At 56.8% G+C, this 14,911-nt stretch carries 13 protein-coding genes; 6 read left to right on the plus strand and 7 right to left on the minus strand.

What is annotated here, in order from left to right:
* Positions 1-115: 115 nt before the first annotated feature.
* The 5 genes from QC823_RS15465 to QC823_RS15485 form a co-directional block, all read right to left on the minus strand.
* On the minus strand, positions 116-1,195 hold the full coding sequence (locus tag QC823_RS15465) for an HD-GYP domain-containing protein (protein WP_309657248.1): 1,080 nt from the start codon (positions 1,193-1,195) through the stop codon (positions 116-118).
* 55 nt (positions 1,196-1,250) lie between these two features.
* Positions 1,251-5,510 carry a PAS domain-containing protein gene (locus QC823_RS15470; protein WP_309657236.1) on the minus strand — a complete coding sequence of 1,420 codons (4,260 nt, stop codon included), beginning with the start codon at positions 5,508-5,510 and terminating at the stop codon, positions 1,251-1,253.
* Positions 5,507-5,887, minus strand: a complete 381-nt coding sequence (locus tag QC823_RS15475) for a response regulator (RefSeq protein ID WP_309657237.1) — start codon at positions 5,885-5,887, stop codon at positions 5,507-5,509. Before QC823_RS15475 ends, QC823_RS15470 begins: the two co-directional genes overlap by 4 nt.
* Positions 5,887-7,551, minus strand: a complete 1,665-nt coding sequence (locus QC823_RS15480; protein ID WP_309657238.1) for an ATP-binding protein — start codon at positions 7,549-7,551, stop codon at positions 5,887-5,889. The genes QC823_RS15475 and QC823_RS15480 overlap by 1 nt, the downstream gene beginning before the upstream one ends.
* Before the next feature lie 69 nt (positions 7,552-7,620).
* On the minus strand, positions 7,621-9,735 hold the full coding sequence (locus QC823_RS15485; protein WP_309657239.1) for a methyl-accepting chemotaxis protein: 2,115 nt from the start codon (positions 9,733-9,735) through the stop codon (positions 7,621-7,623).
* 594 nt (positions 9,736-10,329) lie between these two features.
* On the opposite strand from QC823_RS15485, the gene QC823_RS15490 reads away from it, so the two are divergent.
* The 3 genes from QC823_RS15490 (at position 10,330) to QC823_RS15500 (ending at position 11,560) form a co-directional block, all read left to right on the plus strand.
* Positions 10,330-10,887 (plus strand): flavin reductase family protein, encoded by a 558-nt coding sequence (locus tag QC823_RS15490; RefSeq protein WP_309657240.1) that lies wholly within the window; start codon positions 10,330-10,332, stop codon positions 10,885-10,887.
* A gap of 114 nt (positions 10,888-11,001) precedes the next feature.
* Positions 11,002-11,190, plus strand: a complete 189-nt coding sequence (locus tag QC823_RS15495; RefSeq protein ID WP_309657241.1) for a hypothetical protein — start codon at positions 11,002-11,004, stop codon at positions 11,188-11,190.
* 55 nt (positions 11,191-11,245) lie between these two features.
* Positions 11,246-11,560, plus strand: a complete 315-nt coding sequence (locus tag QC823_RS15500; protein WP_309657242.1) for a hypothetical protein — start codon at positions 11,246-11,248, stop codon at positions 11,558-11,560.
* 31 nt (positions 11,561-11,591) lie between these two features.
* Here the strand turns inward: QC823_RS15500 and QC823_RS15505 are convergent, their stop codons facing one another.
* Positions 11,592-12,638, minus strand: coding sequence for a nucleoside monophosphate kinase (locus QC823_RS15505; RefSeq protein ID WP_309657243.1), 1,047 nt, complete (start codon positions 12,636-12,638; stop codon positions 11,592-11,594).
* Positions 12,639-12,840: 202 nt separating this feature from the next.
* On the opposite strand from QC823_RS15505, the gene QC823_RS15510 reads away from it, so the two are divergent.
* Positions 12,841-13,455 (plus strand): phospholipase effector Tle1 domain-containing protein, encoded by a 615-nt coding sequence (locus QC823_RS15510; protein WP_309657244.1) that lies wholly within the window; start codon positions 12,841-12,843, stop codon positions 13,453-13,455.
* Between the two features lie 129 nt (positions 13,456-13,584).
* On the plus strand, positions 13,585-13,920 hold the full coding sequence (locus QC823_RS15515; RefSeq protein ID WP_309657245.1) for a zinc ribbon domain-containing protein YjdM: 336 nt from the start codon (positions 13,585-13,587) through the stop codon (positions 13,918-13,920).
* Between the two features lie 50 nt (positions 13,921-13,970).
* On the opposite strand, the gene QC823_RS15520 is transcribed toward QC823_RS15515, so the two are convergent.
* Complete coding sequence (locus QC823_RS15520; RefSeq protein ID WP_309657246.1) at positions 13,971-14,153, minus strand: hypothetical protein; 183 nt, start codon at positions 14,151-14,153, stop codon at positions 13,971-13,973.
* Between the two features lie 40 nt (positions 14,154-14,193).
* Here QC823_RS15520 and QC823_RS15525 point away from each other — a divergent pair, with 40 nt between their 5' ends.
* On the plus strand, positions 14,194-14,349 hold the full coding sequence (locus QC823_RS15525; RefSeq protein WP_309657247.1) for a DUF427 domain-containing protein: 156 nt from the start codon (positions 14,194-14,196) through the stop codon (positions 14,347-14,349).
* Positions 14,350-14,911: the final 562 nt, after the last annotated feature.

Below are 14,911 nucleotides of genomic sequence, written 5' to 3' on the forward strand. Positions count from 1 at the left end.
CGTGTTCTTGCCGGAACGTATTGATTACATTAGAGATTACCATCCACTATTTTTGTTTTCAGGCCTGCCTCGTGAATAACCCGGGTTTAAGAACAGTTTTTTAAAAAATTTTGCTTTAAGACGCTTCGTTGCTGTCGCGGTAGTGCTCGCGCACCTCAAGTATGTCCGGTAACACGTTAAAGAAAGCCTCCACCACTGTTGGGTCGAAGTGCTTGCCGCGGTTCTCCTTGATGAGGGTAAGCGCTTCGTCTACCGACCAGGCGCGCTTGTAGGGGCGTGGTGACGTTAGCGCATCGAAGACGTCACTGATGGCGGCAATCCGCCCAGAGAGAGGAATCGCCTCGCCCGCGGTGCCATGAGGATAGCCGGTGCCATCCCACTTTTCGTGGTGGGTGAGGGCGATATCCTGGGCTAGGCGCATGAGGTCCGAGTCGTCACCCTCCAGCATGCGCGCGCCAATGGTCACGTGGGTCTTCATGATCTCCCACTCTTCAGGCTCGAACTTGCCGGGCTTGAGCAAAATACGGTCGGGAATGCCGATCTTGCCGATGTCGTGCATGGGGCTTGCCAGTAGCATGAGCTCGCACTGGGCCTCATCCCACCCGAGTTCACGGGCGATCAGGGCGCAGCACTGGCTCATGCGCAGTATATGCTCGCCGGTCTCTTCATCGCGGTATTCAGCGGCAAGCCCTAAGCGGCGCACTACTTGCAGGCGCGTACGGCTGACTTCTTCGGTACGTTGGCGCACCCGCTCTTCTAATACGGTGTTCTGCTCTTGAATCAGGCGTTGGGCCAGATGTACCTCAAGCTGATTACGTACCCGCATCATGAGTTCCGCCCGGTCGAAGGGCTTGGTGATGTAGTCACGCGCGCCTAGCGAAAGCGCACGCAGCAAAAACTCTCGATCGCTCTGGGCGGTGAGCATAATGACCGGTGGCAATAGCGGATCGTTCAGCGCTTTCAGTTGCTCAAGCACGGCAAAGCCGTCGAGGTGCGGCATGTTAATGTCGAGTAGAATCAGCGACGCCCCTTCCTCTTGGTAATGCGTCACCACTTCCCGCGAGTCGGCAATCAGCTGCAGGTTCAGGTAGCCTTGGGCGCGGAGCATCCGGTCCATGAGCTTGAGGTTCGCAGGCTCGTCGTCGATAACGAGAATGCGACCGGTCTTGATGTAATCGTCGTCTAAGTCAGCCATCGTCAAGCAAGCCCTCCCAATTCTTGTCGAAAGTGTGTCGGCACAGCGTTTGGTGTTAACGCTGCGCGTTGCGTGTTGCGTCATCGGTTTTCAGGTAGGCGTCCAGTGTTTCGAGAAAGGCCGTCACGTCTAAGGGCTTAGTGAGGTAATCGTTAAAGCCCGCACGCTTTGCCCGCTTGATATCCTCCGGCATGGCGTTAGCGCTCACCGCCACCACTGGGATATGCCGCGTCTCGGGGGCTTCGCGGAGAATTTCGAGCACCTCGAAGCCATTCATGCCGGGCATATGAATATCGAGAAGAATTAGGGCAGGGCGCTGCTCCCGCGCAAGGATAATGCCCTGCTCGGGGATTGCCGCGGTAAACAGCTGGATACGCCTGCGGCCACGCAGCAGCTTCTCGATCACCTTCAGGTTGGCCGGGTTATCCTCGATATAAAGCACCGGCGGGTGTTCGATAAGATCGTCGGGAAGGGAAGTTTCCGCGTGGGACTCAACGACTTTGAAAATGGGTTGATGCGTCTCGCCAGGAAGCTCGACCCAGAAACAGCTGCCCACGCCAAGCTCGCTTTCCACGTCTAAGCGCCCGCCCATGAGCTCGGTCATGCGTCGGGCGATGCTCAGGCCGATGCCAGTGCCCTCGATCGTGCTGCCCTCTGCGGCCAACCGGTTGAAGGGCTCAAATAGCGCCGCATGATCTTCCGGGGCAACCCCTCGACCGGTATCGGTTACCCGGATTTGCAAACGTTCGCTGTCTGGGGCTGCAAGCGTTACGTCAACCTGGCCCTGTTCACGGTTATATTTAACGGCATTGGTAAGCAAGTTGAGCAATACCTGCTTGAGGCGGGTACGGTCGGCCCGCACCACAGCGCCCTCCAGGGCTTCTGTGGTGATTTGAATGCCTCCTTTGGTGGCTTGGCCGCGTACCAAGCCTAGGCATTCCTCGACAATTTCATCCACCGCGACCGGCTCAGAGGAAACGTCTAATTGCCCGGATTCTACCTTGGCCAGGTTGAGAATATCGTTGATCAACTCAAGCAGGTGGCGCCCCGCGGTGAGAATTTCGGCGACGTTATCCTGCGCCTCTTCGTCGAGACCCTCTTCGTACTCAAGCAGCTGGCCGAAGCCGATGATGGCGTTGAGCGGCGTACGTAGCTCATGGCTCATGCTGGAGAGAAACTCGGATTTCGCGCGGTTAGCGCGTTCGGCTTCTTCGCGCGCGTGGATTAGCGCGGTTTCCACCTGCTTGCGCGCATCGATGTCGCTGTGGATGCCGATGACGCGGGTCGGGCGCCCCGCGCTGTCGCTTTCGGCCACGGTGCTGCGGCTGAGTATCCACTTGTAGTGGCCATTCTTGCAGCGCAGTCGGAACTCCACCTGATAAGCTTTCTGATGATTCTTGAGATAGGCGTTAAAGCGCTCTTTTATCAGAAACCGGTCATCGGGATGAACGTTATTCTCCCACGCGTGCGCTTCGCGGGAGAACTCTTCGGGACCATAGCCCAGCATCTCAGAATATAGGCGTGAATAATGAATGACGTTGCCAGGGATATCCCAGTCCCAAACGCCGTCTCCTGCGCCTTCCACGGCAAAGGTGAAGCGTTCCTGACTCTCGCGTAGGGCCTTCTCCGCTTCCACGCGTTCGGTGATGTCTTGTACTGTGCCACTCAGGCGCAAAAGTGCCCCTTGGCTATCGCGCTCTCCCCGGGCCAGTTCATGAACATATCGCACTTCGCCACTCGGGCGTACGATACGGTAGTTGATGTCATGTGCCCCGGTTTTTAGGGCATGCACCATGCTGGCCTCGACCCGCGCACGATCTTCTGGGTGGAGGTGCGCGGTGATCTCCTCGGCACTGGGAATGATCTCGCCAGGTTCGTAGCCCAAAAGGCGATAGATCTCGTTGGACCAGACGCGGTGCTCCTCGGGAAGGTCAAACTGCCAGCTGCCGATATGCGCAAGGTGCTGGGCTTCCAGAAGCTCGTATTCGCGTTCGGCAAGAGAAAGCTCGGCGCGCTTGCGCGCGTCGATATCCTGTACCACACCGAGCATTTGCACAGGCTCACCTTGCTCGTCACGCAAAACGGCGCCTTGCTCAAGCAACCAGCGCACGCTGCCATCGGGCCATACCACGCGATGTTCAATGTCGTAGGGCGCATCCTCCTCGAGCGTGGCCTTGATCGCTGCATTCAGTGGCGCACGATCCTCGGGATGCACGGCGTTGATAAAACTGTCATAGGAGACTTCAAGGCTGCCTTCAGGGTATCCGAACAAAGGTGCCACGCGCTCGGTCCAGTAAAGCTCTCCACTCTGGAGGTTCCATTCCCACGTACCGATATTGGCGTACATTTGGCCGCGGCGAAGGCGCTCCTTATAATGCTCCATCGCCGCCTGTGCGCGTTTGCTCTCGGTGATGTCGTGAAAACTCCACACACGGCCAATAGCATTACCGTCGATCACCGGCTGGGAGAAAATCTCGAAGAAGCGGCCATCAATAAATTCGATGATGTCATGGAAATCGTCACGACTCTGGTAGACCGCGTCCATGCGCTGGGCAAACAGCTCACCTTGGCGGATCATCGGCTTTGCTTGTTCCAGAAGCGACCATTCCGGTGCCCCCTCGCAGGCTTGCTCGGGTGAGAACCCCCAGATTTGGCAGAAGCGATGATTGGCGAAGCGCACGCGACGATCGGGCGCCACTGCCAAGATGCCGTCCTGGGTGGCATCCAGCGTGGTGGTGAGTTCCCCCTCGCGGGCTTTGAGGTCCAGCTCAGCCTGTTTTAACTGCGTAATGTCGGTGCGAATGGAAACGTATTGGTAGGGTTTGCCCGCCTCATCGAGAAAGGGCGTGATGGTGGATTCCACCCAATAGCGGTTGCCCTCCTTGCCTCGGTTGCAGATTTCGCCCTTCCAGACGTCGCCGCGGCTGATGGTCTGCCACATATCACGGTAGAACGCTGGGGAATGTAGGCGGGATTTGACGATGCGGTGGTTTTTTCCTAGTAGCTCCTGGCGCGAATAGCCGCTGATCTCGCAGAAACGATCGTTGACCTCAATGATATTACCGCGGCTGTCGCCGACACTGACGATGGCGTGGTGATTGAGCGTCAGGTGTACGCGCTGCTGCTCGTAGAGCGAGGTCTCTAGGCGCTGGCGGATGGCGCCGTGCTGGCGGCTGCGGCGCGCGCGTACTGCCACCGCCTCAATGAAGTGCTCGGGGACTATCGGTTTCACCAGAAAATCATCGCCGCCAAGATTGAGGGCGTGAAGCTGCTGCTGCAGATCGGTCTCTGCGGAGAGGAAGAGAATCGGTAGCTCAAGATAGTTGTCTCGCTCGCGCAAAATCGCGGCAAGCTCAGGGCCACTTACCTCAGGCATGTGTACATCCAGCACCACGACTTCCGGCGACCACTGCGCCATGGTCTCAAGCAGCTCCAGCGGCTTGGCCAGCGAGCAAACGTCCATGCCAGCACTTTCAAGCACGAGTTTTTGGCTTTCCAGCAGTAGCGGGTCGTCATCCACCAACAGCACACGGTAGGGCGTTGGGGGGCAGCGTCCGCTCAACGCATCCAGCAGCTGAGCCAAACTTGTGGCGTTCACCGGTTTGGTCAGGTAGCGACACGCCCCTGCGCGCAGAGCCGCCAGCCTGGCCTCCAAATCATCACGCACGGATATCACCACGGCGGGAATGCCCTCGTGACCGCCAAGGCCGAGTTCTTGGATTAGCTTGGCGCCCTGCAGGGTGCCGTTTTCGAGCACCATATCGACGATGACCACCGCTGGCGACTCAGCAGTGGGTTCGCTAAGTGCCTGACGGAAGGCGTCAGCGTGGTGGAAACCCTGCACGCGATAGCCCTGTTCTTCCAGTGCTTGTTTAAGGTGAGCCAGCTGCAGGGCATCGTCTTCAAGCAAAAACAGCAGCGGATGCGCAGAGGGGGGCTCGGGTGCAGCAGGGCCGCTTAACGTCGGCGCGTTATTCGCCAGTGTTTGGCGTGCCACGGCTAGCACGTTTTCAGCGGCATCCTGGAGCGCGGATTGCCGGGAGGGCATAGGCGGAGTCTCATCGGCTAACTCGCGGGTGACGAGCTTTTCCAGGGCGCGAGCACTTTGAGAAAGCGCGGGCATGCCAAAAGTGCCGGCGGTTCCGGTCAGGCGATGCGACAGCGTATGAAGCGTTTCAAGCTCAGCTTGGCGCTTTAACGGGTCGGTCTCAGACGAAAGCACAAGCAAGTGTCGGCTTAGCGTTTCCAGGCGTTCGGGCAGCTGGTCACGAAACTGTTGGCGCAGGGCCTCAAGGGCTTCTTGCGGTGTGGTCATGATGTTGCCTCTTGCCAAAGCGCTTTGACTTGGTTGGCTAGGGTCATCGGATCAAAGGGCTTGGCGATCACGCCACAGGCGCCCAGGGCGTGGTATCGCGCGACTTCTTCGGGTTGCACGCGAGCGGTCATGAACGCCACCGGTACCGCGGCCAATGCCGGTTTTTGGCGCAGAGCGGTTAGCGTATCGGGGCCGTCCATGCCGGGCATCATGACATCAAGCAAAATCATGTCCGGCGCCACCGCCGCCGCTTTCTCTAGCGCGTCGGCACCGGAGCTGCAGAGCGTCACCTTGAAGCCACCAAGGGTTTCAAGGGCTAGTTTGGCGACGTCCTGAATATCCGGGTCGTCTTCCACGCAGAGAATTCGCTCAAGCATCAAGAAGGGCTCTCCGGGTTGTTACGTTCGTTGTTACGATCGTTGTTCAGCGGTCTGCCGATGGCGGCGACGAGTGCCTCGGGGCTTGCTCGCGTCTTGAGTAGCACTTCATCGACCTCGATTTCCTCGGCCATGGAGACCTCTTGAGCGGTGAGCACGACGATGCGTGCCTTGGGTTGGTAAGCGCGAATCTCGGGCACTAGGGTCCAGCCGCTGCCATCTGGCATGCCGATGTCGAGGACAATCACATCGAAGCGTTCAAGGCCTACCAGGGCTCTCGCCTCGGCGAGCGTGGAGGCCTTCTCGACCGTGGCGTTCTCGCCCATCTGGGCCTTAAGCACGTTGGGTAGGTCGAGATCGTCTTCAATGACCAATATTTGCCAGTCGTTTTTATCTGCCGTGGTGGCTTTCGTTGCAGTCGCCTTAGTGGTTGGCTGTGCGCTATGAGAAGAGACGGTATCAGAACCGGCGTTGACCGGCAGAGTGAAATAAAACCGAGCGCCTTTGCCTTCAACGGAGTGAAAACCGATCTCGCCGCCCATGCGCTCAACGATCTCGCGGCTGATGGCAAGCCCTAGCCCGGTGCCGCCCTGGGTGCGGGTATCAATGTTTTCTGCCTGAGCAAACTTTTCGAACAGCCGCGACTGGAACGCGGCCGGAACGCCCTCACCCTCATCCTGAACGCTGATTTCGACCACGTCGCCTTTGTGCTCGGCGCTGAGTACCACGCACCCTCCCGCGTGGGAGAATTTCAGGGCATTGGAGAGCAAGTTAGCGAGTACCTGCTGCAAGCGCTGGGCATCCGCCGTGACGGTCGCGTTGGCCACCGGTTCTTGGATCGTAATGGCCACCTCACGCTCACGGCCGTAAGTCGCAAGCGCCTCAACGGCCTGGTACACCAGCGGCGCGAGAGGCTCAGGCTTCAGGTCAAAACGCATCTTGCCGGCGGAGAGCTTCTCCATATCGAGCAAGTCATTGATCAGAAATGTCAGCCGCTTGCTGTTGCTGTGGGCGATTGCCAGCATTTGGTTGGCCTCGGCGGAGAAAGTGCCCAACACGCCGCTGGTGACAAGCCCAAGCGCCCCTGAGATCGAGGTTAGCGGGGTGCGAAGCTCGTGGCTGACCATCGAAACGAACTCCCCCTTCATTTGCTCGGCGCGCTCGCGCACTTGGTCAATGGCCTGCTGGTTAATTTCCGCCTCGACACAGGCCGCGAGATCGGTAAGGAGCTGCCGCTCGCTGTTGTCGAGCTCGCGCGGGGTTGGGTCGAGCAAACAGAGCGTGCCCAAGGCATAACCGCTTGGGGTATAGAGCGGCATGCCCGCGTAAAAGCGGATGAAGGGCGCGCCGGTCACCAGAGGGTTGTCGTGAAAGCGCGTATCTTCCAAGGCGTTGGGCACCTCAAATAACGCCCGTCCTAAGATAGCATGACCACAGAAAGAGATATTTCGTGGTGTCTCGCTCGCCGCAAGCCCTTGTCGCGACTTAAACCATTGGCGGTCACTGTCGATAAGGGAGACCAGCACCGTCGAGACGCCCAGCGCCTGCTGAGCGATGCGCGTCAAGCGATCAAAGCGCTCCTCGGCAGAGGTGTCCAGAAGCCCTTGAGCGTGGAGCGCCGCTAGGCGCTCAAGCTCGTCTTCCGGAAAGTTAGGTGGTTGCATGAGAAAAAGCACTCCGTAATAGGGCGACGCATGCAACTGATGCCTCACACGGAGGCATCAATGTGCGACTTAGAACGACTCCCAATCATCCGTCTTTGTGGCTGAGCGATTCGAGGATGGTAGCGCTCGCGATGTGCCTTGCGGCTTAGGCGCGGGGAGGTTTTGCTCATTTGTCCGTTCGTTTGGCGCCGCTTCTGATTGGAAGGCGCGGGCACTATGAGAAAGTGCAAGCACTTCCTTTTGCAGCGCCTGGGTGGAGGCGTTATAGCTCTGCATGGCGCCTGAGCTTTCCTGAGTGCCACGGTCAATCTCGGAAATCGCCTGACTGAGCTCGCCGATGCCTTGGTTTTGTTCTTTGGAGGCCGCGCTGATCTCGCCCATTAGGTCGTTGACCTGCTGGCTCGCCTCACGGATGCGCCCCATGGCCTCTTCCGCTTCAACGGTACGTTTTTCGCCTTCCTGGATGCTGCCTTGGGTCTGCTGAATGAGGGTCTGTACCTGCTTGGCGGCATCCGCTGACTGGCTCGCAAGCTTACGCACCTCTTGGGCAACCACGGCAAAACCACGGCCGTGCTCGCCGGCCCGGGCGGCCTCCACTGACGCATTGAGCGCCAAAATGTTGGTCTGGAACGCGATAGAATCGATGGTGCCGACGATGCTCGCCATGTTGTTGGCTTGCTGGGTGATGTCGTTCATCGATTGGCCGAGGGTCTGCATGATGCGGCCGGCCTCTTCGACCTCGCGAGAGTTACCGCTTGACGCGTCGCTTGCCAGCTGTGCGTTGTCGGCGCTGTGGGCAACTGTCGAGGAAATTTCCTCGGAACTGGTCGCGGTTTGTTGTACGGCCGAGGCCTGCTGCTCGATACGGCTGCCCATGGCCTGGTTATTCTCGAGTAGCTCTTTGATCGAGGGACGCACCACACCGACCCGTTGGTTGACTTCACCGATCAAGAAACTAAGCGACTTGCGCATGAAATTGAGCGAACGCAGTGTCTGGCCAACCTCGTTTTGGCTGGCCCGGGGCAAATCGGCTTTGAGGTTGCCGGCGGCCACCTGGAGCGTAAAGTCGTTGGCCTGACGCAGCGATACACGGATGTAACGGCCAATGCGCCACAGTACCAACGCAATCAACAGGCCACCGACCACGGCGATCAGCCCAAAGATGCTGCCCAATTGGTTCTCAAACGCCACATCCAACGCGCGTCTCTCACTCCACTGGGTCAAGGTCTGCTGCAGGGTATCGAGCTCATTGAGAAGGGCGGTGGCATCTTGTTGGATGAACTGCGAGAAACGGGCTTGGGCGTCGGCGGTGCGATCCGCTTGCAGGTGACGGGCGACCTCGGGCATCACATTGGTAAATAAGCGCTGCATGCGTTCGTCAAGCGCCGTACTGACATTGGGCTGACGGTTATCAAGGTCGCGCTTGAAGGTTGACCATTCTTGCTCAAGGGTCTCGGCGGCCTCGCTCACCTGGTCGGCCGCCACTCTTGGGCTGAGCTCAGCGCGAGGGTCAACACCGGCCTGCAGGGTGGCTTGGCCCTGATTGATGCTGCCTTCAAGCGCGTAGGCCGCCAGGCGAAGTTCGGCGCGATCTTTATTCAGTGTTTGTTGATGAATAATGTAGCCCCCGCCAATACCAGTGATACCCAGCAGTAACAGCGTGACAAGGCTGGTGGCCCCCAGGCGGGCGGCAAGGCTGTCGGGTTTGAAGCGTTGCAAGTGCTTACGCAGCCCCGTGCGATAGATCTTGCCCTCCGAAACCGTGTAGCGCTTGCCGCCTTCACGGATATCGCGGTAGGCCTCCTCAGCCAGGCGAACCTCGTCCTCATTGGGCTTGACGCGTATCGAGGCGTAACCTTGAACCCTGCCGCCTTCTCGCAAGGGCACCACATTGGCGCGTACCCAATAATGGTCACCGTTTTTGCGCCGGTTCTTGACCAGCCCGCTCCAATAGTGCCCCTTTTTCAAGGTATCCCAGAAGTCCTTATAGGCGGCTTCCGGCATATCGGGGTGGCGCACGATGTTGTGTGTCTCGCCCTTAAGTTCTGCGTAAGTGAAACCGCTGATCTCGATAAAGCGTTGGTTCGCGTAAGTGATGCGACTTTGGGTGTCCGTCTTGGAAATAAGGACGTCATCGTCAGAAAGGGGGTAGTTCGTCTGCGTTACCGGCCCATTGTCGCGCATGTGTACTCCAGCGTAAGGTGAATTAAGTCGCGCCTGCGTTCAGTCACTGACTCGGTGCCATTAAGGCCGAGAATAGCGTCGCGGAGGTCCTATAAAATGGACATACGCGTGACGGAAGCAGGAAACTTGTCGTGAGAATGTATAAGTAACGTGAAACCGTATAAGTGAATAAGATTAGACGCGAATGCTTATTTCCATAAATTTGATCTAAGTCAAAAAAATGGTAGTTAAACCGTATTTTTATTACGACTTTGCTAACTATCTGAAAAATAAGTTTTTGCTTATTTGATGTGGCCTAAATAAGTGAAAATATGGGTAAAAAAGGCCTAAGTAGTTTTTGTGGTTAATAATCTGAAAAAAAGTAGACGCTTTTGGTGCTAAATGTCGTCAGGGCGCTTGAATCACCTTTGTCTAAGAAAATGGCTCCACCTGTGCCGGTGAATGTCGCCTTCATGCCGTGTGCCAAAAGGCAGCTGCTATGCTAAGACTTGACGGCCAAGGCAACTGACATGTCGAACACGGCTTGATGTTGGCCCAATGGCCCGATGTGTTTTCGAGTCAGTGAATTCACAGCCAGTGAATAAGGAGGGCAGGATGCACGAGCACACGAAGGAAGACGTCGCCCTGGATAGAGTGCGGCGTTATCTGGAGCCTGGCCCTGTGGTGCTGGTCTCGTCGCAGCACGAAGGCGAACGCAATCTTATGACCATGGGTTGGCATACAATCATGTCCTTTACGCCGTCGCTATTGGGTTGTTTGATCTCGGCGGGCAATCGCAGCTTCGAGCTGGTGCGCCAAAGCCGTGAGTGCGTGATTAACGTTCCCACTACCGCGCTAACGGATGAGGTGGTGGGCGTTGGCAACACCAGCGGCCGCGAGATCGACAAGTTTGCGTACTTTGGCCTAACGCCTGAGCCTTCCGAGCAGATCGCCACACCGGGCGTGCGCGAGTGCTACGCCAACTTTGAATGCCGGTTGCGTGATGACCACTTGGTCGAGGGTTACAACTTCTTCATCTTCGAGGTAGTGGCTGGCCGAGCGGAGCCGACCCCCGCGTACCCTGAAACGTTGCACTATACCGGCGACGGTGTCTTTATGGTGGCTGGCGAGGTCATCGACTACCAGCGGCATTTTCTGCCCCAGATGCTCTGAGTGATGCAAACCACGGCCTTCTGCTCGCCGGCTTTACCGCCGGGCACCCGGAGGGCTTGACCGTATCGCCATCGACGATTTTTCATGGTGGCGACATTAATTAAAGGAGGGTTTATGCCTAAGGCAAACAACAAGCAGGCCCGCATCGAGCCGATCTATGAAGCTGATGATCTTAACTTGAACGTCATCGGCTGGAATGTCATTGACGAAACAGAACCGGAAAACGAGGTCGTCGTCAGCGAGCACACGTCTAAAAAAGAGGCGGTACAAGCGGCAGAAGAATTTGAACAGCGGGAAAGCTAAGATATTCCTCGCCACAAGGACGTTGCGCAATAGCAACCATCACCAAGGATTTTAAATGGGAAAGCTCTTTTCACTGATTATCGTGCTGGCGCTTGCGTACGCTGGCTTGTATGTCTATTACGGCGTTGCCGTGAAACAGGAAGTTGAACAGCAACTGGAGGATCGCGGGCTGTCGGCTATTAGCGTCGATGACGTGACGTACGGGGTAACGGCGCCGATCAGCACTTCAGCCAATATCGCGATCACCGTTACTTACCGCGGTGCCCAAGCGACCGTGGATATGGCCGTGCAGGGGCACCCGGTGTTTTCTGACGAGGTCAGTGTCGAGTTTGATAGCCTCCAGGCGTTGCGCCTGGGCATCGGCTTTTAAATGCGATAGCCCCGTGGTGCACGGGGCCGTCTTACTCGGTGGCTGGGTAGGGCTTCAATCCCAACAGTATTTCCGCTTTCTCGGTGTAAGGTTGTGCTAGCAACTGCGGGTCGGTAAAGGGCGCAAGCTGTTTGCAGATTTCTTCATACACCGCCTCGCGATCCTGGCTGGTGTCGATTTCGACACACTTGTTTTCACCCTTGAACAGCTCGACGGTGGGCAATGTCTCCGCCTTGAAGGTGTTAAAGCGCAGCTTCATGGCCTCGACGTTGTCGTCGGCCCGATCAGAATAGCGAGCGCGGCCAAGAATACGTTGTTCGAGAACCTCGTAAGGACATTCAAGGTACAGCATGGTCGGGAGTTCCATTTCTCGGCCAAAAACCTCGTACCAAGCCTCAAGGTTGGACAACGAGCGCGGGAAGCCATCAATCAGGAAATTTCGTTTGCCGGTGGTGCGTGTGGTGCGCTCCATGGCGTCTTTCAACAGGCGAACGACGATCTCGTTGGGGACCAGTTTGCCCGCCGCGATATATTCCTTGATGACCTCGGTGGTCGGGCCACCCGCCTGCTGTTCGGCGCGCAACAAATCACCCGTGGAGAGATGCGTCCAGCCCAGTTGAATGTCGGCCAGCTCGCACATGGTGCCTTTACCGGCACCCGGGCCGCCCAGTACGAAAACCACATTGGGCGCCGGGCAGGGCTCACGCGGGTCAACGTGATGGATAACCACCTTGGGAGCAGGCGCAACGCCCATTTTATACACGTTCCAAGGCCGGTCGGTGGGCGGTAGTTCGTCGTCGCAGGTTAGTTCATAGGCAAGATGCCCATCGAGACGGCTAATACGCCAGGACTTGTAGCTGTTCGAGTAGGAAATAGCCGGGCTGCGGGCCGCTTTGCCATCGGCGCGGTCCCAGGCCATCTTGCCGTTCCAGAACCCCGTGCTGGAAACCGTGCCGGATTCCGACTTGGCGGGCGGCGCCTCTGAAGGGACATAAAGACCATCGACCTCCGGCAAGCCGGCGCCGCTGATCTCGATAAAGAGTGTATTGGTGTCATGCGTTGTGGTGTCGGTCATCATAGGAACTCCCCATGCGTGATGATTGATATGAGGGAGCGTTTGCTGACAAAAGCGACCTCGACCTGGCATACCCGCAGCATAAAAATGCCGACAGAAATGAAAATGCCGACCAGGATCATACCTCCATCGCCGGGAGAGTCCAATTCAGGCGGGAAGCCGCTGTTGATCTCCTTCCGCTACGCTGAGAGGGCGCTATTGCGACTTGGCTATAACCCGGGTGTCGAAAAGCTTCAGCCGCGAGCCGAGGATTCACTTCCTGGGCATCTGGGATACCGTTGGCGCTCTTGGCGTGCCCGGCACCCACCTGTTTAGAAATAAATACGCCTGGCACGATACAGCACTTTCCAGCATTGTCGATCGTGCCTATCAAGCGGTGGCGCTGGACGAACACAGAGCGACCTACAACGTCTCGCTCTGGACCAGCACGGATGGCAAGCCAAAAACCGGTAACCTTGACGTAGAGCAGCGCTGGTTTATTGGCGCCCACGCCAATGTAGGCGGCGGCTATGGCGCTGACGACACCCTGGCCGACATACCGCTGAGCTGGATGTTAGGCAAGGCGGAAAAGGCTGGCCTAAAAGTCGATCAATATGACGTGGCTGAGGATGCCTGGAAGACAGCACCAAAAGACTCGTTCGCCGAGTTTTTATGGGGCTTTACGCCAAATTCAAACGCCTTGGAAAGCCGGAAGACGGCCGGTTTTACCGACAATATTCGCAAGGGTTGCAGGGGAAACCGGCGGTCAATATTTCAATCGACGACAGTGTCTGGAAGCGCTGGGGCGATACAACCTGTGATTACCGGCCATGTACCTTAACCAATGCCAACCAATTCCCACCGGCGCAATAGACAGGGCGGGCGACCTTGATTGGCGGTGGCACCATTCGCCAAGGCCACCAAGGCCCCGTATCATAAGCCGCTAATCAAACCACAGAAGCCATTACTTATGTCGTGCCCGCCTTGCCCCCGTTGCCAGTCTGAATTTGTTTACCAGGACCAAAGCCTGTTCATTTGCCCCGAGTGCGCCCATGAATGGAACCCTGAAGAGGCCGCCGCCGAAGATATAGTCACCGTCAAAGATGCCAACGGCACTCAGCTTGCCGAAGGCGACAAAGTCACGCTGATCAAAGACCTCAAAGTGAAAAGCAGCTCTCTCGTGCTCAAGATTGGCACAAAAGCCGTGATCAAACGGCTCAAGGAAGGCAAGGACCACCAGCTAGACTGCAAAGTCGACGGTGCTGGCGACATGATGGTCACCGCCCAGTTTGTGAAGAAGGCCTAACCTATACCACCACCCGCTACCGACTAAAAACGAATGGACCATGGATGGGCTCAATCTACTTTAGCTGCTAGGCTGAAATCATTAGAGCGAAAATCGCCGCAGGGAGCACCACAATGCAGGATGCACAGCGCATAACGCTTCACCCCACCAACCAGCACATGCAAGCGCATGTTGATGGCACGTTGCTTGTGGAAGTTGTAAAGGGCACCAACACCCTCGAACTCCGCGAGCAAAGCCACCCGCCTCGCAATAATTCCTCGCGACGACGTGCGAATGGATTTGCTGACGATTTCCGAAACAACGACTCACTGCCCGTTTAAAGGCAATACGGTGTATTTCTCGCTGGGCGACAATAAAGATATTGCCTGGAACTACGAGCAGCCGATTGCAGGGATGGAAGCGATAGCGGGCAGGGTGGCGTTTAATTAGGAATAGAGTAAATGACGCTTTGACCCAAAGCCGACATGGCGGCAAAGGAAGCAGGCACATTCATCGGGGATATACTGCATGCACGATGATTGGTGTTATGCTGCCGAGCTATACTTAATGTATAGGGATTTCAATAGGATAGGCGCGGTCGAGCGCGCAGCATAACATTGTTGAACGCGCATGCGCGTTCAAGTGGAATATCAAGCATGCTATATAATACAACTGTTATTTGTTCTAGTTGGGGCTCGTTATGCAAACCGTTATGAGAATCGATGAGTTTGAAGTGACCAGAGTTCATGGGATGAACGCACTACATAAGCTCTCAGTTTCTTATCGGACCTGGAACGAGCTTTGTGACTGGGAAAAGCGTTCAGCAAGCGAAACTTGGAAAGAGAAGTACCAAAGTGCGGATAGCACAGGTTCGAGAGTCCGTGGCTTAGGGTCAATTCTTTTTTCGAACCTCTCAGCAACCAATGGTTCGGACAGTTTCATGACGCAATAGCACCGTAGTGACATATCTCGTCGAAGTCGGGTCGGGATTTTATACGATTGAAGTCCAGAC

Source organism: Vreelandella vilamensis, assembly GCF_031451755.1.
GTDB lineage: Bacteria > Pseudomonadota > Gammaproteobacteria > Pseudomonadales > Halomonadaceae > Vreelandella > Vreelandella vilamensis.